Annotated in this window: 20 protein-coding genes; 9 read left to right on the top strand and 11 right to left on the bottom strand. The window is 68.8% G+C overall.

The genetic code is table 11. The features are described from left to right. Positions 1-50 precede the first annotated feature (50 nt). Complete coding sequence (gene msrB / locus AB8K43_RS05075) at positions 51-476, top strand: peptide-methionine (R)-S-oxide reductase MsrB (RefSeq protein ID WP_370892126.1); 426 nt, start codon at positions 51-53, stop codon at positions 474-476. A gap of 31 nt (positions 477-507) precedes the next feature. Here msrB and hemQ read toward each other — a convergent pair whose 3' ends face one another. Continuing rightward, complete coding sequence (hemQ, locus tag AB8K43_RS05080) at positions 508-1,224, bottom strand: hydrogen peroxide-dependent heme synthase (protein WP_370892127.1); 717 nt, start codon at positions 1,222-1,224, stop codon at positions 508-510. After that, complete coding sequence (hemG, locus tag AB8K43_RS05085) at positions 1,225-2,634, bottom strand: protoporphyrinogen oxidase (RefSeq protein WP_370892129.1); 1,410 nt, start codon at positions 2,632-2,634, stop codon at positions 1,225-1,227. 134 nt (positions 2,635-2,768) lie between these two features. Between hemG and AB8K43_RS05090 the strand changes: the two genes are divergently transcribed. After that, positions 2,769-3,677 (top strand): DUF4349 domain-containing protein, encoded by a 909-nt coding sequence (locus AB8K43_RS05090; RefSeq protein WP_370892131.1) that lies wholly within the window; start codon positions 2,769-2,771, stop codon positions 3,675-3,677. 3 nt (positions 3,678-3,680) lie between these two features. On the opposite strand, the gene hemE is transcribed toward AB8K43_RS05090, so the two are convergent. After that, positions 3,681-4,739 (bottom strand): uroporphyrinogen decarboxylase, encoded by a 1,059-nt coding sequence (gene hemE / locus AB8K43_RS05095; protein WP_370892133.1) that lies wholly within the window; start codon positions 4,737-4,739, stop codon positions 3,681-3,683. 39 nt (positions 4,740-4,778) lie between these two features. Next, positions 4,779-5,630 (bottom strand): EamA family transporter, encoded by an 852-nt coding sequence (locus AB8K43_RS05100; protein ID WP_370892135.1) that lies wholly within the window; start codon positions 5,628-5,630, stop codon positions 4,779-4,781. Positions 5,631-5,703: 73 nt separating this feature from the next. Here AB8K43_RS05100 and AB8K43_RS05105 point away from each other — a divergent pair, with 73 nt between their 5' ends. The 7 genes from AB8K43_RS05105 (at position 5,704) to AB8K43_RS05135 (ending at position 15,050) form a co-directional block, all read left to right on the top strand. Continuing rightward, entirely contained in the window at positions 5,704-6,279 is a 576-nt protein-coding gene (locus tag AB8K43_RS05105; RefSeq protein WP_370892137.1) for a DUF3000 domain-containing protein, read from the top strand. Next, positions 6,276-7,487: an HRDC domain-containing protein gene (locus AB8K43_RS05110; RefSeq protein WP_370892139.1), complete on the top strand. Its 1,212-nt coding sequence runs from the start codon at positions 6,276-6,278 to the stop codon at positions 7,485-7,487. Before AB8K43_RS05105 ends, AB8K43_RS05110 begins: the two co-directional genes overlap by 4 nt. A gap of 157 nt (positions 7,488-7,644) precedes the next feature. Beyond that, on the top strand, positions 7,645-8,856 hold the full coding sequence (locus tag AB8K43_RS05115; protein ID WP_370892140.1) for an acetyl-CoA C-acyltransferase: 1,212 nt from the start codon (positions 7,645-7,647) through the stop codon (positions 8,854-8,856). Between the two features lie 2 nt (positions 8,857-8,858). Next, the gene (locus AB8K43_RS05120; protein WP_370892142.1) at positions 8,859-10,973 is read left to right on the top strand and encodes a 3-hydroxyacyl-CoA dehydrogenase NAD-binding domain-containing protein; all 2,115 of its coding nucleotides are present in this window, start codon (positions 8,859-8,861) and stop codon (positions 10,971-10,973) included. 336 nt (positions 10,974-11,309) lie between these two features. Continuing rightward, entirely contained in the window at positions 11,310-12,197 is an 888-nt protein-coding gene (locus AB8K43_RS05125; RefSeq protein ID WP_370892144.1) for a hypothetical protein, read from the top strand. A gap of 74 nt (positions 12,198-12,271) precedes the next feature. Continuing rightward, positions 12,272-13,165: a hypothetical protein gene (locus AB8K43_RS05130; protein WP_370892146.1), complete on the top strand. Its 894-nt coding sequence runs from the start codon at positions 12,272-12,274 to the stop codon at positions 13,163-13,165. A 340-nt stretch (positions 13,166-13,505) separates the two neighbouring features. Then, positions 13,506-15,050 (top strand): helix-turn-helix domain-containing protein, encoded by a 1,545-nt coding sequence (locus tag AB8K43_RS05135; protein ID WP_370892147.1) that lies wholly within the window; start codon positions 13,506-13,508, stop codon positions 15,048-15,050. Here AB8K43_RS05135 and dxs read toward each other — a convergent pair. From dxs to AB8K43_RS05170, 7 genes are all read right to left on the bottom strand, one after another. Next, complete coding sequence (dxs, locus tag AB8K43_RS05140; RefSeq protein ID WP_370892149.1) at positions 15,047-16,915, bottom strand: 1-deoxy-D-xylulose-5-phosphate synthase; 1,869 nt, start codon at positions 16,913-16,915, stop codon at positions 15,047-15,049. The genes AB8K43_RS05135 and dxs overlap by 4 nt on opposite strands. Positions 16,916-16,917: 2 nt before the next feature. After that, positions 16,918-17,718, bottom strand: coding sequence for an alpha/beta fold hydrolase (locus tag AB8K43_RS05145; protein ID WP_370892151.1), 801 nt, complete (start codon positions 17,716-17,718; stop codon positions 16,918-16,920). Next, positions 17,715-18,359 carry a DUF998 domain-containing protein gene (locus AB8K43_RS05150; RefSeq protein ID WP_370892153.1) on the bottom strand — a complete coding sequence of 215 codons (645 nt, stop codon included), beginning with the start codon at positions 18,357-18,359 and terminating at the stop codon, positions 17,715-17,717. Before AB8K43_RS05150 ends, AB8K43_RS05145 begins: the two co-directional genes overlap by 4 nt. Next, positions 18,356-19,045 (bottom strand): SDR family oxidoreductase, encoded by a 690-nt coding sequence (locus tag AB8K43_RS05155; protein WP_370892155.1) that lies wholly within the window; start codon positions 19,043-19,045, stop codon positions 18,356-18,358. Before AB8K43_RS05155 ends, AB8K43_RS05150 begins: the two co-directional genes overlap by 4 nt. Positions 19,046-19,102: 57 nt before the next feature. Next, positions 19,103-21,778 (bottom strand): aconitate hydratase AcnA, encoded by a 2,676-nt coding sequence (gene acnA / locus AB8K43_RS05160; RefSeq protein ID WP_370892157.1) that lies wholly within the window; start codon positions 21,776-21,778, stop codon positions 19,103-19,105. 96 nt (positions 21,779-21,874) lie between these two features. Beyond that, positions 21,875-23,164 carry a class I SAM-dependent RNA methyltransferase gene (locus tag AB8K43_RS05165; RefSeq protein ID WP_370892159.1) on the bottom strand — a complete coding sequence of 430 codons (1,290 nt, stop codon included), beginning with the start codon at positions 23,162-23,164 and terminating at the stop codon, positions 21,875-21,877. Continuing rightward, positions 23,161-25,134 (bottom strand): APC family permease, encoded by a 1,974-nt coding sequence (locus tag AB8K43_RS05170; RefSeq protein ID WP_370892767.1) that lies wholly within the window; start codon positions 25,132-25,134, stop codon positions 23,161-23,163. The genes AB8K43_RS05165 and AB8K43_RS05170 overlap by 4 nt, the downstream gene beginning before the upstream one ends. Positions 25,135-25,221: the final 87 nt, after the last annotated feature.

The following is a 25,221-nucleotide window of genomic DNA, read 5'->3' on the forward strand; positions in this document are numbered from 1 at the left end:
ACCGTATCGCTGCCCCCTCCGCCCGCTCGACTCGAAAAGGAGCTCAATCGATGGAGCCCACCGGCCACAGCTACCCCGTGACCAAGGACGACGCGCAGTGGCGCGAAGAACTCAGCCCGAGCGAGTACGCGGTCCTGCGTCAGGCGGGCACCGAGCGCCCCTTCATCGGTGAATACACCGACACCAAGACCGAAGGGGTCTACGCCTGCCGCGCCTGCGGCGCCGAATTGTTCACCTCGCAGACGAAGTTCGACAGCCACTGCGGTTGGCCGAGCTTCTACTCGCCGCTCGCCGGTGACTCGGTCGAGTACCTGGAGGACACCTCGCTTCCGGGCCGTCCGCGCGTCGAGGTGCGGTGCGCCAATTGCGGCAGCCACCTCGGCCACGTCTTCAGCGGCGAGGGATACGACACCCCGACCGACCAGCGCTACTGCATCAACTCGATCGCGATGACGCTGCGCCCGAGCGAGAGCTGACCCTCGCCCGGGCGTCCACTGCGGCGCTGGTTCAGCGCAGGTCGGCGACCAACTTCGCGATCTCGACCCGCGGGCCGGTGTAGAAGGGGATTTCCTCCCGGACGTGCAGACGCGCCTCGGAGGCCCGCATGACCCGCATCAGGTCCACGATCCGGTGCAACTCATCGGCCTCGAAGCACAACAACCACTCGTAGTCGCCGAGCGCGAACGCGCTGATCGTGTTGGCCCGTACGTCTGGGTAGTCCCGCGCCAGCGCACCGTGCTCGGCGAGCATCCGGCGACGATCCTTTTCGTCCATGACATACCAGTCGTAGGACCGGACGAAGGGGTACACGCACACGTAGTCACGCGCCTCCTCTTCGGCCATGAAGGCGGGGATGTGGCTCCGGTTGAACTCCGCCTGCCGGTGCAGCGCCGCGACGGACCAGACCGGCTCGAGGTGGGCACCGAATCCGGTGCGCAACAGCCGGTGGTACGCGTCCTGCAGTTGCTCGATGGTCTCCGCGTGCCACCACACCATGAGGTCGGCGTCGGCGCGCAGACCCGCCACGTCGTACACGCCGCGGATCACGACGCCGCCCTGCGTGAGCTCGGCAAAGAGCTCCTCGACCTCGGCGACGAGCGCGTCCCGGTCGTCCGGAAGGGGGGTCGTCTGGGCGAAGACCGAAAACATCGCGTAGCGCACGGTCGCGTTGATCTCGGCGAGCTGCTCGCGGGTGGGCTTCGGCGGGATGGAGCGGGTGGTCATCTAGCGATCTCCTTGCGATAGATAGGCGAGGGTATGGACGGCGGCCTGCTGGCCGCTCGCGACGACGGCGGCGACACCGACACCGTCATAGGTGGCCCCAGCGACGGTGAGCCCGGGCAGGTCGGCAACTTCGGAGCGGACCGCGGCGACGCGCTGGTGGTGGCCCACCGTGTACTGAGGCAGACCGGCGCCCCAGCGCTGCACGTGCGAGTCGATCAGGTGCGGCAGCGGGCCCCCGATGGCCTCGGTGATGTCCGCGAGCGCATCGGCGACGAGGTCCTCGTCGGCGCGCTGCAGCGCGCCCACCTCACCGGCGCGCCCGACCGAGGCGCGCAGCGCCAGCCGCTTCGCGTCTTCGCCGACCCAGGCCCACTTCCGCGTACTAAACGTGCTGGCCTTGATCCGCCGGCCGTCGCCGGCCGGGACGAGGAAGCCCGAGCCGGTCAAGCCGGCCGGGTCCCCGGCCCGTCGAACCAAGACCAGCGTGATGACGGCCATGGACGCGTGGTCGACCGCGGCCAAGGCGGCGGCCGCCCCTGGGGCGTGCTCGGTCAGCAGGCGCGAGGTCGGCGTGGCCGGAAGGGCGAGCACGACGGCGTCGGCCTCGACCGCGACCGGGGCGATCGTCGGGCCGGTGACGACCCGCCAGCCGGTCGCCGTGCGCTCTACGGCTCGCACGATCGTCGAGGTGTGGATCGCGACCCCGCGCCGGACGAGATTGGCACCGAGGCGCTCGGGCAGGGAGGCCACCCCACCCCTTAGGCCAAAGAGCATCGGCGCCCGCGGGGGCGCGTCCGGCGCCGGGGCCGGGATCATCGCGGCGATTGCTTCGGGGAGCGGACGCCCTTCGTGCAATGCCGGCCACAACGGCGCCATCGTCGAGCGCGCCGACAACTGGTCGGCGCGCCCCGCGTACACGCCGCCGAGGAGCGGCTCGACGAGTCGTTCGACGACGGCGGGCCCGAAGGTGGACCCGATGGCTTCGGCGACCGAGATGTCATCGGAGACGGGTGCGAGCGCCCGCGGCGCCTGCGCCCGGTCCACTTCGTCCTCGGTCAACAGGCCGGCGGCGAGACCGGCCTCGGCGGGCACCCCCATGAAGGTGCGCCGCGGGACGGCGTGCAGTCCCCCCCGCGACCAGATCTGGGCGGCGACCGGCTCGGGATGGACCACATCGTCGGCGAGACCGACCGCCTCGACCAACTGGTGCCCGATGGCGCTGCGATTCAACATCGACTCCGCGCCGACATCGAGGTGCAGGCCGCCGACCTCTTCGCGGCGCAACTTGCCCCCGACCCGATCGCCCGCCTCGATCAGCGTCACGCTCAGGTCGGGCTCGGCCTCCACGAGGTGATGAGCCGCCGTGAGTCCAGCCATGCCCCCACCGACGACAACCACCGATCCATGCATGCCCCCACTCTGCCAGGGGACCTCGGCCCACCTTCAATCGGCTTGGCGTGGAACCACATCACGCCCTCGTCGCGTCCTAGGGGCAAATCGGTTGGCGACGAGCGTCGGCCGCACAAGGCGAAGGGGAACTCTTCATGATCAGTCAGCGCAAACTCAGGCGCGCGAGCGCGATTGTCGCCGTTGCTGCAGCCGCGCTCGTCGGTGTCGCGGCGTGCGCGGGCAGCGGGTCGGATTCCGGGGCCGAAGGGGTGGCCTCGAGTCAGGGGCCGAGCGCTCAGCCCTTCGGGACGCCGAATGACCCACCGGCCGATGGCGACTCATCGCAGAATCCGGAGGAGACCAAGGATGCGGTCACGCCCACGCCCGAGCGCCTGCAGCGCGAGGCATCGATCGATCTCACCGTGAGCGATGTCGATGAGGCCGCCACCAAGGTCCGACGCACCGCCTCCTCCGTCGGCGGGCAGATCAGTTCCGAGCAGATCTCCACGAGCGCCACGGTGGTGGTCGAGGTCCCGACCGAGCGCCTCGAGGCGGCGCTCGATGCTCTGGAGGCGATCGGCGTCGTCGACAACCGCAGCCTGAGCACAACCAATGTGACGAGCGAGTACGTCGACACCGAGGCACGGATTCGGACGGCGAAGGCCTCCGTCGCCCGGCTACGGGCGTTGATGTCCACGGCGACCAAGCTCTCCGACATCGTTGCCTTGGAGGGCGAACTCTCGAGCCGTCAGGGGGACCTCGAGTCGCTGCAGTCTCGCTTCGATGAGCTGAAGAACACGACCGCGACAGCGCCGATCACGGTCGAGCTGACACCGGACGATGTGCCGGGTGCGAGGGATCACTCCGATACCGGATTCCTCGCTGGCCTGACCGCGGGGTGGTCAGCTCTCCTTGGCGTCCTCGCCGCCAGCGCGACTGCTCTGGGCGCTCTCCTGCCCTTCCTCGCCGCCCTCGCGCTCGTGGCCGGTGCGCCCGCGTGGCTCCTTCGCCGGCGGTTCCGGCGCACTCACTTCGCGCCCCCTGTCGCATCGGAGGGCGACTGACGATTAGCGCTCGGAGACCTCGTGGACCAGCGCGACGACGCGGGTCAGGACATCGGGGTCGGTGCTCGGCAACACGCCGTGCCCGAGGTTAAAGATGTGGCCCGGTGCGGTGCGCCCTTCGGCGACGATGCGGCGCACCGCCTGCTCCAGGGGCTCCCAGGGGGCGAAGAGCAGCGCCGGGTCGAGGTTGCCCTGCACCGCGAAGCGCCCCCCGAGCCGGGCGATCGCATCGGGCAGCGCCACCCGGTAGTCGACCCCGACAACATCGGTTCCCACCTCGGACATGTCGGTCAGCAACTCCCCCGTCCCGACGCCGAAGTGGATCCGGGGGACGTCGAGCCCATCGAGGGCGGCAAACGCGGCCCGCGAGTGTTCCTGGACGTGGGTGCGGTAGTCGGCCCGCGAGAGCGCCCCGGCCCAACTGTCGAAGAGCTGCACGGCGCTCGCCCCGGCGTCGACCTGCACGCGGAGGAAGGCTCCGGAGATCTGCGCCAACCGGGCACAGAGGTCATGCCAGAGCTGCGGGTCGCCATGCATGAGCGCCTTGGTGTGCTCGTGGTTGCGGCTCGGTCCCCCTTCGACGAGGTAGGACGCGAGGGTGAAGGGGGCACCGGCGAACCCGATGAGCGGGGTCGGGCCGAGTTCGCGCACGAGCATCTGCACCGACTTGGTGATATCGCCGACGTGCTCCGGCGTGAGGTCGGGCAGCCGGTCAAGGTCAGCGCGCGTGCGGAAGGGCGCGGCGACGACCGGCCCGGTGCCCGGCACGATGTCGAGGTCGACCCCGACCGCAGCGAGCGGCACGACGATGTCGGAGAAGAAGATCGCCGCATCGACCCCGTGACGCCGGACCGGCTGGAGGGTGATCTCGGTGACGAGTTCGGGGTTCCGGCACGCCTCCAACATGGCGGTCCCCTCCCGCACGGCGCGGTACTCGGGCAGCGAACGCCCGGCCTGACGCATGAACCACACGGGGGTGCGCGAGGTGGTCTGACCGCGCGCGGCCTTCACGAGGAGGCTGTCGCGGCGAGGGTCGAAGGGGGTCTCAGTCACGTCCTGCATCCTCGCACGGTGCGGCCGCCCGCTGTCCGGCGAGCCGGTCTACAGCGCGATCAGCACGACGCCGAGGACGACGAGCGCGACCCCGAGGAGCTGGATCGGGCGCAGCCGCTCGCCGAGGATCAGGCGAGCCCACCCAGCCGTCACCACCGAGTACAGCGATCCGAGGACGCTCGCGACGCTCACCATCGCCGTCGTGCTCGCCGCCGCGAAGAGGGCGTTGGCACCGAGATCGGCCGCCCCGACCACGCCGAGCCCAAGCAACGCCGCTGGGGTGGTCTCTGGGCGGAGCGCCGAGCCGGCGGGGTGGCGCACGAGCCACCACCCGAGGACGATCACCACGGCAACGACAACGGTCGTGAGGCGCATCCCGAAGAGCGCATGGAGCAACGAATCCCGAGCGGCACGGTGCAAGAAGTAGAGCGCTAACCCGAAGCCGACGCCCGCCGCCGAAGCGAGCAGGACCGGACGCGGCCCAGCGTCGCCGTGGATCTCGGGTCCCGAGGCGAGGACCACGCCGACGATCGCCGCGGCCATCCCGACCCAGGCGGTCGCGCTCGGGACATCGCCGCCGATGACCCCGAGGAGTACCGGGACGGCGACCCCGAGGGAGGCGATCGGTGCGACGACGCCCATCGTGCCGCTCGCGAGCGCCGAGTAGAAGCACCCCAACCCAGCGCTGCCGGCGATCGCGGCGGCTGCCGCCCACCCCAACCACGCACCGGGGGCGATCCCCGCGCCGCGGACGATGACCGCCACGGTCATGATCAGCAGGCCGATCAGTTGCGACCACACCATCACGACCCACGGCGAGACGCGGCGGGATAGCAGCCCCGCGACGAAGTCCGAGGTCCCCCACACGACGGAGGAGCCGAGCGCGAGAAGGACGGTCACGCTGAGCAAGGCTACGCAGCGCTCGGCGTGCCCTCCCGGCGGATTCGCCTCCCGACGCCTACGCTCGGTGGTCGTGGCCACCCATAGCAGCCCCGGCGCCGAGTCGAGCGAGTTCGCCGACGCGATCCGCGACCTCCATGCCGCCCGGCTGCGCCCGGAGGTCCGCCTCACCGAGGTCCCTGCCCCCACCCGCATCGCGCCCCACGCGATCGCCCTGACCGGCGATGTCATCGACGACGAGGACGAGCTCGCCTCCGGCCGCTTCGTCCTGCTGCACGATCCGGAATCCCCCGAACCCTGGGGTGGCCCGTGGCGGGTCGTCACGTACGCCCGCGCCGAACTCGAGCCCGAGGTCGCCGGTGACCCGATGTTTGGCGGCGTCGGCTGGTCCTGGCTCGCGGACTCCCTCGACGAGCGGGGCCTCACCTACTCCCACGCGGCAGGTACCGTAACCCGCGTGGTCTCGGAGTCCTTCGGCGATCTCGACGACCGTGAGCAGTCGGTCGAGTTAGAAATCCGCGCCTCGTGGACCCCGCATGACAACGAGGCCGGCGAACACCTCCAGGCCTGGGCCGATCTTTTGTGCACGATTGGCGGCCTGCCTCCCCTTCCCGATGGCGTGGTCCCTCTCCCGGGTAGGCGTCGATGAGCCGGGTCACGATCCCGGATCCTTCGCTGCCGATGCTGACCGAACCTGCCGGTGGGATCCCCCCGGTGATCACGGCCGAGCGCGAATTGGCCGAGGCCGCCGAGGCCGTCGCCAACGGCGTCGGTCCGGTCGCTCTGGACGCGGAGCGAGCCTCCGGGTACCGCTACGGGCAACGCGCCTATCTCGTCCAACTGCGGCGCGAAGGGAGTGGAGGCTGGCTCATCGACCCGATGGCCCTGCCCGACCTGGAACCGCTCGACACCGCGATCGGGAGCGCCGAGTGGGTTTTGCACGCCGCGACCCAGGACCTCGCTTGTCTGGCCGAAGTGGGACTGCGCCCGCGGCAACTCTTTGATACCGAACTCGCCGCGCGTCTGCTGGGCCTCCCCCGGGTCGGCCTCGCCGCCGTGGTCGAGCACTACTTGGGACTCACCCTCGCCAAGGAGCATTCCGCGGTCGACTGGTCGACCCGGCCCCTGCCCGAGCCGTGGCTGCGCTATGCCGCGCTCGACGTCGAGGTCCTCGGCGAGGTGCGCAATCTCATGGGGGTCGACCTCGCCCAACAGGGCAAGTCGCAGTGGGCCCGCGAGGAGTTCGAGGCCCTGCTCACCTGGGAACCCACGGTCAAGATGGACCCATGGCGGCGCACCTCGGGCCTGCACAAGATCCGACAACCTCGGATCCTCGCCGCCGTGCGCGAGCTGTGGTACGCCCGCGATGACCTCGCCAAGGAGCGCGACACCTCCCCGGGCCGGATCATCCCCGACACCGCTCTGGTCGATATCGCCCTCGCCGACCCCAAGAGCGCAGCCGACCTGCCGAAGGGCCATCGCGCGATCCAGCGCCAATCCCGGACCTGGCTCGCGGCCCTGGACCGAGCGCGGGGCCTTGATGACGCCGACCTGCCGCCAGCAAGCCTGAAAAGCGACGGACCGCCGCCGGCCCGCTCCTGGGCCGATCGCAACCCGAACGCCGCCGCCCGACTGGCCGCGACCCGCGAGGCACTCGCCGCCTTCGGCGAGGAGCACACGATCCCGGTCGAAAACGTCATCTCGCCCGACCCCCTGCGTCGGGTCATCTGGACCCCACCGGACACCCTCGAGCCCGCCGCCTTCGACGCGGCGCTCGCGGCTCTCGGCGCCCGGCCCTGGCAGCGCGGCATCGTCGCGCCCATGCTGGCCCAGGCCTTCGCCGATCACCCCGGCTAGGCGTTCCCGCTGATCGCCCTTCGCCGGACGTGAGACCTCTCACTTTCCCTGCGTGCTGACTGGTGAGCAAGCGCTTAGTAGCCTGGGGGAAGGTCGCCGACGACCCATCGTCATCGGCGCCTGCCCACCTTTTCCGCGAAAAGAAAGAGGCCCTAACGTGCCCCGCACCCTGCGTGAGGTCGTATTCGTCGATGGTGTCCGCACACCATTCGGCAAGGCCGGGGAGAAGGGCATGTATGCCCAGACCCGCGCCGACGACCTGGTCATCAAGTGCATCCGTGAACTCATGGAGCGCAACCCGGACCTGAACCCCGAGAAGGTCGAAGAGGTCGCCATCGCCGCGACCACTCAGATCGGCGACCAGGGCCTCACCCTCGGCCGCATGGCCTCGCTGCTCTCCGGACTGCCGAACACCACCCCCGGTTACTCCGTCGACCGCATGTGTGCCGGCGCGATGACCGCGGTCACCAATGTCGCCGGGTCGATCGCCTTCGGCGCGATCGACATCGCGATCGCGGGCGGCGTCGAGCACATGGGCCGTCACCCGATGGGTGAGGGCGTCGACCCCAACCCGCGCGTCGTCGCCGAAAAGCTCGTCGACCCCTCCGCGCTCGTCATGGGCAAGACGGCCGAGAACCTCCACGACCGCTACCCGAGCCTTACCAAGAAGCGCTCCGACGAGTACGCCCTGAACAGCCAGGCCAAGCTCGCCAAGGCCTACGCCGACGGCAAGATTCAGCCCGACCTCGTGCCGGTCGCGACCCGCCACGCCGAGAAGGGCTGGGGCCTGGCGACGACCGACGAGCCGCCGCGCCCGCAGACCACGATGGCCGACCTGGAGGGCCTGAAGACCCCCTTCCGCCCGCATGGCGCGGTGACGGCCGGTAACGCCGCGGGCCTCAACGACGGCGCCACCGCGTGCATCATCGCCGCGGAGGACAAGGCCAAGGAGCTTGGCCTCCCGATCAAGATGCGCCTCGTCGAGTTCGCCTTCGTCGGCGTCGAGCCAGAGGTCATGGGTTACGGCCCGGTCCCGGCCACCGAGAAGGCCCTGGAGAAGGCCGGGCTCACGATCGATGACATCGGTCTGTTCGAGCTCAACGAGGCCTTCGCCGTCCAGGTGCTCGCCTTCCTCGAGCACTTCGGCATCCCGGATGACTCCGACAAGGTCAACCGCTATGGCGGCGCGATCGCCACCGGCCACCCGCTCGCCTCCTCGGCCGTGCGCCTGATGAACCAGCTCGCGCGCCAGTTCGAAGAGGACCCGAGCGTGCGCTACGGCGTCACCGCGATGTGTATCGGGATTGGCATGGGTGGCTCCGTCATCTGGGAGAACCCGCACCACGCCGACTACGGCAAGGAGAACTGAGCATGAGCGACACCCTTACCGCGTCCTTCCCCGACGAGGTCATCACCAAGACTCCGGTCCAGGACGTCACCCTCCCCGGGGGCGCCGGCACGATGGCTCTCATCACCCTCGACAACGGGTTCGACCACACCAAGCCCAATACCTTCGGCCCGGCGACCATCGCGGGCTTGAAGGCCACCGTCGATGAACTCGCCGCGCGCGCCGACAAGGGCGAGATCCAGGCCGTCGGGATCACCGGCAAGCCGTTCATCTTCGCCGTGGGCGCCGACCTGACCGGTGTCCCGAGCGTGACCGGGCGCGACCAGGCCCTGGAGATCGCCAAGGCCGGGCACGCCGCCTTCTCCGCGATCATGGACCTCTCGGTCCCCACCTTCGCCTTCGTCAATGGCGCCGCGATGGGCGGCGGCGTGGAGATCGCGCTCGCGTGCGACTACCGCACGATCAGCGCCGGCGTCCCCGCCCTGGCGTTGCCCGAGGTCTTCCTCGGCCTCGTGCCCGGTTGGGGTGGCTGCTACATGCTGCCGCGCCTCATCGGCCCCGGCGACGCCCTGAAGGTCATCGTCGAGAACCCGCTGTCGATGAACCGAATGCTGAGCGGCCCGCAGGCCTTCAAGCTCGGTATCGCCGATGCGATGTTTGCCCCGGTCACCTACCTCGAGGACTCCCTGAAGTGGGCCGCCGAGGTCATCGGTGGCTCGGTCACGATCGAGCGTCGCGAGGTCGGCGACGTCGAGGCCGAGTGGGAGGCCGCCGCGAATGCCGCGACCGCCTTCGCCGACGCCAAGACCTCCGGCAAGTCCCCGGCCCCCTACCGGGCGATTGAGCTGGTCAAGGCCGCCCGTACCTCGACCCGCGAAGAGGCCTTCGCCGCCGAGGACGAGGCCCTCGCTGACCTCCTCATGGGCGACGAACTGCGCGCCGGGCTCTACGCCTTCGAGCTGGTCCAAAAGCGCGCCAAGCGTCCCGCCGGTGCGCCCGATAAGTCGCTGGCCCGTCCGGTGACCAAGGTCGGCATCGTCGGCGCTGGCCTCATGGCGAGCCAGATGGCGATGCTCTTCATCCGCAACCTGAAGGTCCCGGTCGTGATGACCGACCTCGACCAGGAGCGGGTCGACAAGGGCGTCGCCTACGTCCACGGCGAGATCGACAAGTCCCTCGCGAAGGGCAAGATCTCGCAGGACAAGGCCAACCAACTCAAGGGCCTCATCACCGGGTCGACGTCCAAGGACGGCTTCGCCGACGCCGACTTCGTGATCGAAGCGGTCTTCGAAGAGATGAGCGTCAAGAAGAAGGTCTGGGCCGAGGTCGAGGCCGTCGTGACGCCCGAGTGCGTCCTCGCGTCGAACACCTCCTCGCTGTCGATCACCGAGATGGCCTCCGAGCTGGAGCACCCCGAGCGGGTCGTGGGCTTCCACTTCTTCAACCCGGTCGCGGTCATGCCGCTGCTCGAGATCATCCCGGGTGAGAAGACCGACGACGCGGCGCTCGCCACCGCGTTCGCCGCGGGCAAGGCGCTGAAGAAGACGACGATCCTCGTCAAGGACAGCGGCTCCTTCCTCGTCAACCGTCTCCTCGGTCGATTCATGGGCGAGTTCTCCAAGGTCGTCGACGAGGGCACCGATGTGGCCGTCGCCGAGCGGGCCATCGCGGGGCTCGTCCCGATGCCCCCCTTCGTCCTGCTCGGCCTCGTCGGCCCGGCCATCGCCTTGCACAACAACGAGAGCCTGCACCGCGCCTTCGGCGACCGGTTCTACGTCTCGCCGAACCTGCAGAAGATGGTCGAGATGGGCAAGCCCGGCTACTACCTCTGGGACACCGGCAAGCCCGTGCCCGACCCCGAGCTCGTCGCCGCGCACATCGCGCCGGAGAACCCGGTCGCGCTCGACGAGGCGCAGGTCCGTGAGCGGATCCTGTCGGTCATCGCCGAAGAGGTTGGGCTGATGCTCGCCGACGGCGTCGCCCAGGCCCCGATGGATATCGACCTCGGCATGATCACCGGCGCCGGTTTCCAGTTCTGGAACGGTGGCGTCACGCCGCTGCTCGACCGCGAAGGCATCTCCGAGAAGGTCAACGGCCGCCGCTTCCTCCCGCCGGGGGTCGCGAGCGTCCCGGCCTGATCGGCTGATCGCTTCCACGACGGAGGGGGATGTGCGCCACTGGCGCGCATCCCCCTTCGCCGTCCCCGGGCCCCATCGCGCCGATGTCCCGGAAACGGGAGCCCGCCCCAGCAATAACCCCGCCCAGCGGCACTTCCCGCGCCACCACCTGAGCGACTGCCCACGCCCCCGCGCCGGTGCCCCGGAAACGGGAGCCCGCCCCAGCAATAACCCCACCCAGACGCACTTTCCGACGTCCATAGATTTGTGGATACCGGTCGGCGATCCTCCGGAGGACGATGAGTGAGGCGCCGGCTCCCGCCGATGCCTCACTCATTGCCCAAGGGAGTTCCTTCTATGCGAGGCCCGCTCACCCGCCGCCGTCTCACGGTCTCCGCGCTGCTAGCAGCGACCACGCTCGCCATCAGCGCACCCGCCCAGTCCGCCCCAATCCCGGTCGCCGACGCGCCCGCGGCCACCGCACCGGCGGCGGCCCCCTTACCGGGGTTCCGGTCGACCAAGGACCTGCTCAACGTGCGCGTGCCCAGCATGTGCGGCCACAAGGCCGGACGTCTGAAGAACGGGAAACTGCCGGGAATCCCAGCCTCCGAAGGATTCGTCGAGCTGGACAAGAAGCGCTCGCGAATCGGAAACATCGCGCCGGGGGCCGCTCGGGGTGCGGTGGCAGTGTTCAACTGCTCGGCCGGTGGGGTCCCCTGGCCCCAGCACGTGGTCATGTACAACAACAAGCGTCAGATGATCGGCCACTACAACACGCGAACTTTCCAGGGTCGTACGATCGTGCACAGCATGCGGCTCAGTCCGAAGAAGACCACCGTCTATGTCATGAACATCGAGTACTCAGACGAAGGCTCATGCTGCGGGACGGGTACGGGTCGGGTGTCCTTCACGTGGAGCAAGTCGCGCAAGAAGCTGGTCGCAGGTTCGCGCTATCGCTACTCCGAGCGCGCCAAGGCCCAGTCGTTGATTAACGCCGTCAACCGGCGCAATCGAAAGGCGGCCCTGCGACACGGGTCATCTCCCGTCGTCGCGATGCTCTGGGAGGCTCGGCGCGACGGAATGTTGTCGCTGGGTAGCCGATGCACCGCTCTTCACACGCTAAGCGCTCGACAGTGTTTTGTCTTCGCTGGGCAGTCGTATCGAGGTGTTTCCCTCCGGATGACCCATCCGAAGTCGAGCGTGTCGTGGAAAGCGACCCGATCCGATTGGTCCTACTTCGATTAATGGGTCGATCACCTGATGCCCGACCATCCGCGACCAGAGGAAGTTCGCCCACGATGGGTCGTCTCACGCGCCTCGTGTCACTGATCACCGCGCTGATCCTGATGGCCACCGCGGTTGTTCTTGCCGCAAGCGCACCAGCTCGAGCCTCGTCCGGCCCTGCCAGCACCCCACCGGCTGTCTCCCTGGCATCGACCGAGCCCGCATCCGCGATGAGCACCGGTTTTCGCACGACCAAGGACCTGCTCAACGTGCGCGTGCCCAGCGTGTGCGGCCACAAATCCGGACGATTGAAAAACGGCAAACTCCCAGGGATCAAGCCCATCAACGGGTTTGTTCGACTCGACCGGTCTCGCTCAAAGGTCGGCGCGATCGCGCCGGGCGCCTCGAAGGGTGCCGTCGCGGTCCTCTACTGCAACGCCGGAGGAACGTCGTGGTCATCTTTCGTTCTTTTCTACAACAGCAAGCGGCAGATGATCGGCCGGTACGACACGACCGCCTTCGGCCCGCGGACCGACGTCCATAGCGTTCGTCGCACCGCCAAGAAGACGACCGCGTATGTGCAAGGGGTCAAGCTCTCGGGTGAAGGCTTGTGCTGCGGGACCGGTACCGGCAGGGTGAGTTTCACCTGGAGCAAGGCGCAGCGGAAAATGGTGCCGGGCAAGCGTTTCCTCTACTCGGAGCGCGCCAAGGCCCAGATGTTGATTAACGCCATTAACCGGCGCGACCGACGGGGCGCGTTGCGACACGGCAGTTCGCAGGCGGTCAACGAGTTGTGGCATGCGCGCGCTGCGGCTGGCAGGAACCTGGTGCTGAACCCGACATGTTTCCGCTCGAATCGGGTCACCGGTCGCGATTGCATCGCGTATGCGCCGGATACCGGATTCTGGGGAATCTACGTGCGGATGACCCATCGCAAGGGGGCCATCGGCTGGTTCGCCGCGCGCGCCGATTGGTTCTCCTCCGACTAGGACAATGCCCATCCGGCGTTTCCTCCCGCCGGGGGTCGCGAGCGTCCCGGCCTGATCGGCTGATCGCTTCCACGACGAAGGGGGATGTGCGCCACTGGCGCGCATCCCCCTTCGCCGTCCCCGGGCCCCATCGCGCCGATGTCCCGGAAACGGGAGCCCGCCCCAGCAATAACCCCGCCCAGCAGCACTTCCCGCGCCAATGCCCGACAGGCTCCCCACGCCCCCGCGCCGGTGCCCCGGAAAAATCAGCCCGCCCCAGCAATAACCCCGCCCAGCAGCACTTTCCGCGCCACATGGGCGTGCGGTTGACTCACCTCATATATGAGTTACCGTTGACGGTATGGCTGAAGACTATCTGGTCCGAATCGGCGGACTGATCCGCGATGCCCGCCAAAACAAGGGCATGTCGCAGGCGGAACTGGCGACCCTCCTCGGGACCAGCCAGAGCGCGGTCACCCGTTTTGAAGCCGGAAAACAGAACCTCACCTTGGACTCCCTCGCGCGGATCAGCGAGGCCCTCGATGCCGAGTTCGTCGCGCTCGGGAAGTCCGGTGTCGAAGGCGCGGTGCACCTGCGGATCGACGGCGGACGCCAGCTCTCTGGCGAGATCGACGTCAAGACCAGCAAGAACGCCGCCGTCGCCCTGCTCTGTGCGTCACTGCTCAACAAGGGCACGACGACCCTGCGCTCGCTGGCCCGGATCGAAGAGGTCAACCGGATCCTCGAGGTCTTGAACTCCATCGGCGTGGTCACCGAGTGGCTGCCCGACAGCAATGACCTCAAGATCACTCCCCCGCCGGTGCTCGACCTCGCCGCGATGGACGAAGAGGCCGCTCGCCGCACCCGGACCGTGATCATGTTCCTGGGGCCGCTGCTCCACGAAACTCCGAGCTTCCAGCTCCCGTACGCGGGCGGCTGCAATCTCGGCACCCGCACGGTCGAGCCGCACCTGGCCTCCTTGAAGCACTTCGGCCTCGACGTGATCGCCCACCAGGGGCACTACGAGGCGACGGTGACCGAGGAAAACGCCGAGGCCGCCGACCGAGCCATCGTGCTCACCGAGCGCGGCGACACCGTCACCGAGAACGCCCTCATGGCCGCCGCCCGCCACCCCGGCTGGACCACGATCCGCAATGCCAGTTCGAACTACATGGTCCAGGACCTCTGCTTCTTCCTCGAGTTGCTCGGGGTGAAGGTGAAGGGGATCGGCACGACCACCTTGAAGGTGAAGGGGGTCTCCGAGATCAATGTCGACGTCGAGTACTCCCCCAGCGAGGACCCGATCGAGGCGATGAGCCTCATCGCCGCCGCGGTGGTGACGGGCAGCGAGATCACGATCCGGCGCTCGCCCATCGAGTTCCTCGAGATCGAGCTCGCGACCCTCGAGCAGATGGGGATGAAGTACACCCTCTCGGAGGAGTATCACGCGGCGAACGGCAAGACCCGCCTGGTCGACATCACGACCCACCCCGGCCCGCTGAAGGCCCCGGCCGACAAGATCCACCCCTTGCCGTTCCCGGGCCTGAATATCGACAACCTGCCCTTCTTCGCGCTCATCGCCGCCTGCGCGGAGGGCACGACGACGATCCACGACTGGGTCTACGAAAACCGCGCGATCTACCTGTTGGAGCTCAACAAGATCGGCGGTCAGGCGACCCTGCTCGACCCGCACCGCGTGCAGATCACCGGCCCGACCCGCTGGCGCGCGAATGAGGTGGCGTGCCCGCCGGCGCTACGCCCCGGCGTCGTCGTCCTGCTCGCGATGCTCGCGGCCCCGGGCGTGTCCTTCTTGCGCAATGTGTACGTGATCAACCGCGGTTATGAGGACCTCGCCGAGCGCCTCAACGCACTCGGCGCGGACGTGCGACCCTTCCGCGATATTTAGCGGGGCAGGCGCTCGCGCACCCGCTCGGCGACCGCGGCGGGGGTGAGCCCGACGTGCTGGAGGACCTCACCGCGGGAGGCGTGGTCGAGGAAGTCCTTCGGCAGGCCGATCCGCACCACCGGAGCCGATACCCCTGCCTCGGCGAGCACCCGGTCCACCTCGCCGCCGATCCCGCCGGCGACATTGCCGTCCTCGATCACCGCGACGGCCCGCGCGCGGCGAGCGAGGGCGGTGAGGTCGTCGGATACCGGGAGCACCCACCGCGGGTCGACGACGACCGAGCGCGTCCCCCCTTCGGCCAGCACGTCCGCGGTGTCCATCCCGAGGCGGGCCATCGATCCGACCGCGACGATGAGCACATCCACGTCATCGTCGGCCGACCCAGCGAGCACATCGAGGCTGCCGTAGGTCGTCACCGCCGTCAGCGGCGGAGCGACGCTCCCCTTCGGGAAACGCACGACGGTCGGCCCGTCCTCGATCGCGACCGCCTCGCGCACGCACGCGCGCACCTGGGCACCGTCACGCGGCGCTGCGACCCGCACCCCGGGGATCATCGCCGTGAGGGCGAGATCCCACATCCCGTGGTGACTCGCCCCATCGGGACCGGTGACCCCAGCACGGTCGAGCACAAAGGTGACGCCCGCGCGATGCATCGCACAGTCCATCAGGAGCTGGTCGAAGGCACGGTTCAAGAAGGTCGCGTAGATCGCGACCACCGGGTGCATCCCAGAAAACGCCAGCCCGGCCGCCATCGTCGTCGCGTGCTGCTCGGCGATCCCGACGTCGAAGATGCGCTCGGGATAGGCGTCGGCGAAGGGCTGCAGGCCGACCGGCATCATCATCGCGGCGGTGATGGCGACGACATCCGAGCGCTCGGCCCCGAGGGCGACCATCTCGTCACTGAACTCATCGGTCCAGCTCCGCCCGGCGATCTCCAGCGGCAACCCGGTCTCGGGGTTGATCTGCCCGATCCCGTGGAAGTTGTCGGCGAGATCGTTGACGGCCGGCGCGTAGCCACGGCCCTTTTGCGTGATGACGTGGACGAGCACCGGCCCGCCGAAGGACTTCGCCTGGCTGAGGGCCTGCTCGACGGCGTGCTGGTCATGACCATCGACCGGCCCGAGGTACTTGATCCCGAGGTCTTCAAACATCCCCTGCGGGGCGAGGAAGTCCTTCGCCCCCTTCTTCAGCGAGTGGAAGGCCTGGTAAGCAGTCCGCCCGACAATGGGGGTCTTGGTGAGGCGCTCCTTGCCCCAATCCAGCACCGACTCGTACTGGCTGGTGGTGCGAAGGGAGGCCAGGTGCGCCGCGAGACCTCCAATCGTCGGCGCATAGGAGCGCTCGTTGTCGTTGACGACCACCACGAGCGGCAGGGTCTTGTCGGCGGCGATATTGTTCAGCGCCTCCCAGGCCATCCCACCGGTCAGCGCCCCATCACCGATGACGGCGACGACATGCCGATCCTGACCAGCGAGGCGATAGCCCTTGGCAATCCCCTCGGCCCAGGAGAGGGAGGTCGAGGCGTGTGAGTTTTCGACGACATCGTGGTCGGACTCGGAGCGGCTGGGGTACCCCGACAGCCCCCCGCGGCTGCGCAGCGCCGAGAAGTCCTGGCGCCCGGTGAGGATCTTGTGCACGTACGACTGGTGACCGGTGTCGAAGACGAGGGTGTCCTGCGGCGAGCGGAAGACCCGGTGCAGCGCGAGCGTCAACTCAACGACGCCGAGGTTGGGGCCCAGGTGGCCGCCACTACGGGAGACGTTCGTGACGAGGAAGTCGCGGATCTCCTCGGCGAGGGTGCTCAACTGGTCCTCGGACAAGCCATCGAGGTCGCGAGGTCCACCGATGCGCTCGAGCTCGGTCACGGCTAAGGGGTCCTTCCAGTCTTGGGCAACCCGCCCAGTCTAGGTGTACCTCGCTGAGTGTCCGCTGGGCCTCCCTGGGCCGCACGAATCAGGGCCGCGATATCGCCGGGGCGGCGTGTCGGGATGAGGTGTCCGCTCGGCCAAACCATCGTGTGCAGGGCGCCCAGGCGGCCCGCGAGAGCCTCCTGCGTACTGATCCACGAGCGCGCGAACGGGCCAGCAATGAGCGGCCGGGCGGTCACGACCACCGTCGGCGCGCGAAGGGGGTCACGCACCTCATCGTGCGCCTCCCGGCTCACCTCGGCGTAGGACGCGTTTTCTTCGATCGCCCCCGCCCAGCGCCACGCCGCCTCGGAGGTCGTGCGGGCGCGGGTCGCCCGCGCGGCCGAGTGGGCGATGCCCCAGCGCCACCGAAGAGGAGTCAGCGGCGCTCGGGCCGTCGGGATGGAGGTGTCGAGCAGGAGGAGTGCTCGGCAGCGATCCGGCCGGCGCGCAGCCCAGGCGATCGCCGACAGCCCGGCGTAGGAGTGGGCGACCACGATCGCCGGGGCGTCAGGGGCGTGCGTGGCGAGCACGTCGTCGAGCGCCTCCACCTGGGCCGTCAGGGTGGCAGGCGACGTCAGGGCCTCGCGCACGCTCGCGCGTTCGAGCGCGAGGTGGCGCCCGCGCCCCACCCGTTCGATGACCCCGAAGGCGTCGCGTCCGGGCCGGGCCATCCCCGGGAGATACGCGACGATGCAGCCGAGCCCATCGTCGCTCCCTTCATCGGCCACGACCTCCAGGCGCTCCCCCGGCCCGATCACCGCTCAATCCTGATCTCGAAGGCGAGGGCGAGGAGCCAGGCCGTCGTGAGGGCCAGCAACCCGCGCTGCCAGAGCCCGAGGGCGTAGTTCGCCTGGGTCAGCTCAAAGATCAGCGTGGTCACGCTCGAGCCGACCCACATCACGACCACCACCATCGCGAGCCCGCGAGAGAGCGAGGTCACCGCGATCGTCAGGGCAATGACCGTGACGAGCAGCGCCAGATTGGCGGTGGTGCTGGCGCCGGCATGGATGAGGTCGGCGGTGCTCGCCGCTCCACCCACGGCGCAGGTTGGGTCGGAGGTCGCCGAGCAGGTCATGGGGAAGGCGGCGTCGACGAGGGTGCCGAGGCCCCATACCCCGAGCGCGATCCGCCCGATCGTGACGGCCCGCGGGCCCGAGCGCACCGCGGGCCAGCCCGGAAGGAGCGCCCCGATCAGGAGCGCACACCCCGCGATGAGGTCGCCCGTCAGGTAGGCACCCCGACCGGGCGCGCCGGGGATCCCCCCTTCGGAGACATAGGAGGTGACCGGGCTCGGCTCACCGCTCACGATCAGCAGCAGCAACCAACTGGCGTAGACCAACGCCGCGAGCACGAGGACCGGCCGGAGCAGCGCGGGGAGCGGGCCGGCGGGTTGGGTCACAGGCTGCGCACCGGGCGGATGCTGAGTTCTTCGATCATGGCGTCCGCGGTGGCGTCCACCGCGAGTCGGACCGTCGCCGCGACGGACTCGGCCCGCAGGTGGTCCGCCGGGTCGTAGTCGCGACCGCGTTGGCGTTGCAGGTCCACCTGCATGTCGGTATCCACCCGCCCGGGATGGATCGAGGTCACGCGGATCGCGCCTCGTTCCTCTTCGCGCAGGGCGTCGGTGAAGGCGCGCAGCGCGAACTTCGACGCTGAGTAGGCCCCACCGCCGGGGTGCGAGGTGTATCCCGAGCCGGAGTTGATCGCGATGACCTGACCGGACCGCTCGCGCAGGCGCGGCAGGAGCAGCCGAGTGAGGTCGGCGACCGAGACCAGGTTGAGCTCGAGGATCTCGCGCCACTGCGCCCGATCGAGATCCTCGATCCGCCCGCTACCGGCCACCCCAGCATTGAGCACCAGGACGTCGAGCCGCTCCACGCTCGCCGCAGCGTCCGCGGTCGCCCGCTCGTCCGCCAGATCGGCGACGAAGGGGGCTGCGCTCGGCCACTCGTCGCAGGCCGCGCGAACCCCTTCCGGATCCCGGCCACCGATCAGCAGGTGGTGATCGGCGGCGAGCTCGGCCGCGATGGCGCGGCCGATCCCTCGGGTTCCTCCGGTGATCAGGGCAACCGGTCGCTCAGTCATCCCCCCACACTAAGGGCCCGGCCACCACCGGTGACCGGGCCCTTAAGGGTGATTCGCCTACTTCACGAGCGAGCGCAGCACGTACTGCAAGATGCCGCCGTTGCGGTAGTAGTCCGCCTCACCGGGGGTGTCGATCCGAAGCACCGCGTCGAACTCGATCGTCTCGCCGGACTCCTTGGTCGCGACGACCTTGACCGTGCGCGGGGTCTTGCCGTCGTTGAGCGCCGTGACCCCGGAGATGTCGAAGGTCTCGCTGCCATCGAGGCCGCACTTGTCGGCGTTGATGCCCGCCGGGAACTGCAGCGGGAGCACGCCCATGCCGATGAGGTTGGAGCGGTGAATCCGCTCGTAGCTCTCGGCGATGACCGCGCGGACCCCGAGCAGCGAGGTGCCCTTGGCGGCCCAGTCACGCGAGGACCCCGAGCCGTACTCCTTGCCGCCCAGCACGACGAGCGGGATGTCCGCCGCACGGTAGGCCTCGGCGGCGTCGTAGATCGTCGTCTGCTCGCCGGCCGTCACGCCCTCGCCGTCGATGAAGGAGCGGGTGAAGCCCCCTTCGACGCCATCGAGCAGCTGGTTGCGCAGCCGGATGTTGGCGAAGGTGCCACGGATCATCACCTCGTGGTTACCGCGACGCGAGCCGTAGGAGTTGAAGTCCTTGACCGCGACCCCGTGCTCGGCGAGGTAGCGACCCGCCGGGCTGTCGACCTTGATCGAACCGGCCGGAGAGATGTGGTCGGTCGTCACGGAGTCGCCCAACTTGGCGAGCACACGAGCGCCGCTGATGTCGGTCACCGGGGTGAGCTCCATCGTCATGCCATCGAAGTACGTCGGCTTGCGCACGTAGGTCGAATCGGCATCCCACTCAAAGGTCTGACCCTCGGGGGTGGGCAAGGACTTCCAGCGCTCGTCACCGGCGAAGACATCGGCGTAGTCGTCGACAAAGAGGTCGCGGCTGATGGCCTGCGAAATGGTCTCCTCGACGTCCTCCGGCGCGGGCCAGATGTCGGTGAGGAAGACATCGTTGCCGTCGGCGTCCTGCCCGAGCGGGTCGTTTTCGAAGTCGAAGTCCATCGTCCCAGCGAGCGCGTAGGCGACGACGAGCGGCGGCGAGGCGAGGTAGTTCATCTTCACATCGGGGTTGATCCGCCCCTCGAAGTTGCGGTTACCCGACAGGACCGAGGTGACGGTGAGGTCGTGCTCGTTGACCGCGGCGGAGATCTCCTCGGGAAGGGGGCCCGAGTTACCGATGCAGGTCGCGCAGCCGTACCCGACCAGGTTGAAGCCGAGCTTGTCGAGGTACGGCCAAAGGCCCGCCTTCTCGTAGTAGCCGGTCACGACCTTGCTGCCGGGAGCCATGGACGTCTTGACCCACGGGGCAACCGTGAGGCCCTTGTCCACCGCGTTCTTGGCGAGCATGGCGGCGGCCATCATCACCGACGGGTTCGAGGTGTTGGTGCACGAGGTGATCGAGGCGATCACGACCGCGCCGTCCTTGAGGGCAATCTCTTGACCCTCACGGGTGACGGGCACCGAGCGAAGTTCGCCCTCGACGCCGTACCCGCGAACGTCGCGGGCGAAGGCATCCCTGGACTCCGACAGCACGATCCGGTCCTGCGGGCGCTTCGGGCCGGCGATCGACGGGACGACCGTCGCGAGGTCGAGCTCGAGCTTTTCGGAGAAGCGCGGCTCGGCGTCGGGGTCGAGCCACATCCCCTGCTCCTTGGTGTACGCCTCGGTGAGCGCGACCTGCTCCTCGGAGCGGCCGGTGAGGCGCATGTATTCGAGCGTGACCTCGTCGATCGGGAAGATCGCGCAGGTGGACCCGAACTCCGGGCTCATGTTGCCGATCGTGGCGCGGTTGGCGAGCGGAAGGGCGGCGACACCGGCGCCGTAGAACTCGACGAACTTCCCGACGACGCCGTGCTGGCGCAGCATGTCGGTGATCGTGAGCACGACATCGGTCGCGGTGACGCCCGGCTTCATCTCACCGGTCAGCTTGAAGCCGACGACGCGCGGGATGAGCATCGAGACGGGCTGGCCGAGCATCGCGGCCTCGGCCTCGATGCCACCAACGCCCCAGCCGAGGACGCCGAGGCCGTTGACCATCGTGGTGTGCGAGTCCGTCCCGACGCAGGTGTCGGGGTAGGCGACGCCGTCGCGCTCCATCGTGACGCGGGCGAGGCGCTCGATGTTGACCTGGTGGACGATGCCGGTGCCCGGGGGGACGACCTTGAAGTCGTCGAAGGCGCCCTGGCCCCACCGGAGGAACTGGTAGCGCTCCTTGTTGCGGGCGTATTCGAACTCGACATTGCGCTCGAAAGCGTCCGGGCGACCGAAGACATCGATCTGGACCGAGTGGTCGATGACGAGCTCGGCGGGGGCGAGCGGGTTGATCGTGCTCGGGTCGCCGCCGAGATCGGAGACGGCCTCGCGCATGGTGGCGAGGTCGACGACGCACGGGACGCCGGTGAAGTCCTGCATGATCACCCGCGCCGGGGTGAACTGGATCTCGGTGCTCGGCTCGGCGTCGGCGTCCCAGGACCCGAGCGCGCGGATGTGATCGGCGGTGATGTTCGCGCCGTCTTCCGTCCGCAGCAGGTTTTCGAGGAGGACCTTGAGGCTGTACGGGAGGGTGTCCGCACCCTCGACCTCGTTGATGCGGTAGATCTCGTAGGTCTTCTCGCCGACGGAAAGCTCCCCGTGGGCGTTGAAGGTGTTCGCGCTGGCCACAGCCGACTCCTTAGTCCGAAGGTTGTCATTTATCTTGACGTCAAGATATTTAACCACATGGCGACCGCGGCGGGCCACGGCGCCTTGCGCCCCAGCCTAGTCGGCGGCTCGTTCGAAGGTCGCGATGCACTCGACGTGGTGGGTCTGCGGGAAGGCATCGAAGGCCCGCAGCTCCCCCATCTCGTAGCCCCCATCGCGGAGGTAACCGGTGTCGCGGCCGAGCGCGGCCGGGTCACACGCGACGTAGACGATCCGCCGAGGACGAAGGGCGGTCACGGCGCCGATGACATGGCGATCCGCCCCGCTCCGCGGCGGGTCCAAGACCACGACATCGGCGCTCGGTGGCATGAGCGGCGACCGCGCAGGAACCCAGGTCCTCCCCCGGCCACCACCGCGGCGCCTCCCCTTCGGCTTGGGTCGCGCGACCCCGAAGAGGTCATCGACCCGACCCGCGAGCGCGACGGCCTGGGGGGTATCGGCAAGATTGTCGGCCAGGAGCCCGGTCGCCGCCGGATCGGATTCGACCGCGACGAGTTGCCCGTCACCCCCCGCCGCGAGCGCCAGCGGGACCGAGAAGAGCCCGACGCCTGCGTAGAGGTCCAAGACCCGCTCCCCCGGACGCACCTGCGCCGCTTCCAGCACGGCGTCGACGAAGGCGCGCGGCGCGTCCCGATGGACCTGGAAGAAGGAGTCCTCGGCGATCGTGAGGCGCACCTGCCCGTTCGGGGTGGGGACCACCTCGGTCAGCAGGCCCCCGCCGTCGGTATGCCACCCGCGGAGGCGCTCTCGGACCGAGGTCTCGCCGGTCGAGGTGTGCGCGAGCGAGATCACCCCGACGTCGGGGTGCCGCTTCGGCGTCAGGCGGGCGATCTCGGTGCTGATCTCGGGGACCGCGATCGGACAACCGTCGACCGGCAGGACGTCGTGTGAGCGGTGCTTGCGCAATCCCGCGACGCCCTCTTCGTCGACGGCGAGATCGACCCGAGTCCGGTAGGTGAAGCCATCGTCATCCGCGAGCGGCTCGACGATGACCTCGCGCTCGATGCCCGCGAGCCGCCGCAACTGCTCGGCGATCACCGTGGCCTTCCACTGGCGCTGCGCCGGAAGGGAGACGTGCTGGAGGTCGCAGCCACCGCAGCCACCCGGTCCCGCCACGGGGCAGCGCGCCGCGACTCGGTCCGCGCTGGCCTCGATGATCTGGACCGCATCGGCCCGCAGGAAACGGCTTCCTTCGCCCCCTTCGGTCACCTCCGCGATGACCACCTCGTCGGGCAGCGCGTGCCGGACAAAGATCACCCGACCTTCGTGCCGGGCCACGCAGTGCCCCCCGTGCGCCACCGGGCCGACTGTGAGTTCGACCCGTGAGCCCACATCGAGTTCGCTCACCGCTGGACCATGCCTTCGCCGCGGCGCACGTCGCCCGCGACCGGACCATCGAGGCGTTCCTCGGCTCCCTCGGCGGATTCGAGCTGCCATGGGACGGAGGAGACCATCACGCCCGGCGTGAAGAGCAGACGGGTCCGCAGGCGCAGCGCGCTCTGATTGTGCAGGACCTGTTCCCACCAGTGCCCGAGCACGTACTGCGGGATATAGACCACCACGAGCTCGCGGGGGTTGCCGCTGCGGATCGACTTGACGTAGTCGACGACCGGCCGGGTGATCTCGCGGTACGGCGACTCGAGACTCTTCAGCGCGATCGGAATGCCGCGCCGATCCCACTCGTCCTGCAGGGCCTTCGTCTCGTCGGGGTCGACATCGACGGTCACGGCTTCGAGCCGCGACGGCCGCGTCGCAGCGGCATAGGCCAGCGCCCTCAGCGTCGGCTTGTGGATCTTGCTCACGAGCACGATGGCATGCACCCGGGAGGGAAGCAGCTGATGGCGGGTCTCGCCCTCCTCGACCGACAACTCTTCACTCACCCGGTCGTAGTGGCGGCGGATCCCGAGCATGATCGCGTAGAGCAGCGCCATCGCCGCGACCGCAAAGCCCGCACCGTGGGTGAACTTGGTGAGCAAGACGACGACCAGCACGGTGCCGGACATCGTCGCGCCGATCCCGTTGATAACCCGGCTACGCATCATCCGCCCCCGCTCCGAGGGGTCACGCTCCAGGGCGAGGTGCCGGTTCCAGTGCCGGATCATCCCGATCTGGCTCAGCGTGAAGGAGACGAAGACCCCAACGATGTAGAGCTGGATGAGCGCGGTGACCTTCGCGTCGTAAATGAAGATCAGCACGGCGGCCGCCGCGGCGAGAATCAAGATGCCGTTGGAGAAGGCGAGGCGGTCACCGCGGGTATGGAGTTGGCGCGGGAGGTAGCCGTCCTTGGCGAGGATGGACGCGAGCACCGGGAAGCCGTTAAAGGCGGTGTTGGCCGCGAGGATCAAGATCAGGCCGGTCACGATCGAGACGATCACGACGCCGGCATGGACCTCGGAGAAGACCGACTTGGCGACCTGCCCCATGACGGTGTCTTGCACATACTCCTCGCCGACCGGAACCCCATCGCGCAGCAGTTGCTGCGCCGGGTCGTCGGCGAACTTCACGCCGGTCCAGTGCGCGAGCGCGATCATCGACAGCAGCATCGAGATCGAGATCAGCCCCATCATGAGCAGGGTGGTCGCCGCGTTTTGGCTCTTGGGTTTGCGGAAGGCGGGCACGCCATTGGAGATCGCCTCGACGCCGGTGAGCGCGGCGCAGCCCGAGGAGAAGGCGCGCAGCAGCAAGAAGACCATCGCGACCGCGCCGATTTGCTCGTAGCCGGTCTCCGGAGCGAGCTCCAGCGAGGCGCTCTCGGCGGCCGGCAGGGTGCCGGTGACCTCCCGGAAGAGACCGAAGATCGCCATCCCGATGACGGTCACCATGAAGAGGTAGGTCGGGACGGCAAACGCGCGACCGGACTCGCGCACGCCGCGCAGGTTCATCGCGGTCAGGGCAAGCACGATGACGCAGGCAACGATCACCTCATGGCCGCGCACGAAGTCGAAGGCCGCGCCGGCATTTTGCACACCGGATGACACCGAGACCGCGACCGTCAGGACGTAGTCCACGAGGAGGGCACTGGCGACGGTCAGACCCGCCTTCGGACCGATATTGGTCGTCGCCACCTCATAGTCGCCTCCGCCCGATGGGTACGCCCGGACGTTCTGGCGATACGACATGACGACGATGATCATCACGAAGGCGACCGCGAGCGCGATCTTCCACGACTGGGTGAGGGCGAGCGCCCCGCCAGCCATCCCGAGCGTCAGCAGGATCTCGTCCGGGGCATAGGCAACCGACGACAGGGCATCGCTGGCAAAGACCGGAAGGGCGATCCTCTTCGGCAGGAGGGTCTCGCTCATGCGATCGCTGCGCATGGCGCGGCCGAGGATGAGCCGCTTAAAAAGTCGTCCGGATGACACGTCTGCCGAGTCTAGGCCCGCGATGCCGTCAGGCGTGAGCCC

It is taken from the genome of Janibacter sp. GXQ6167 (assembly GCF_041365945.1).
Taxonomy (GTDB): domain Bacteria; phylum Actinomycetota; class Actinomycetes; order Actinomycetales; family Dermatophilaceae; genus JBGFSK01.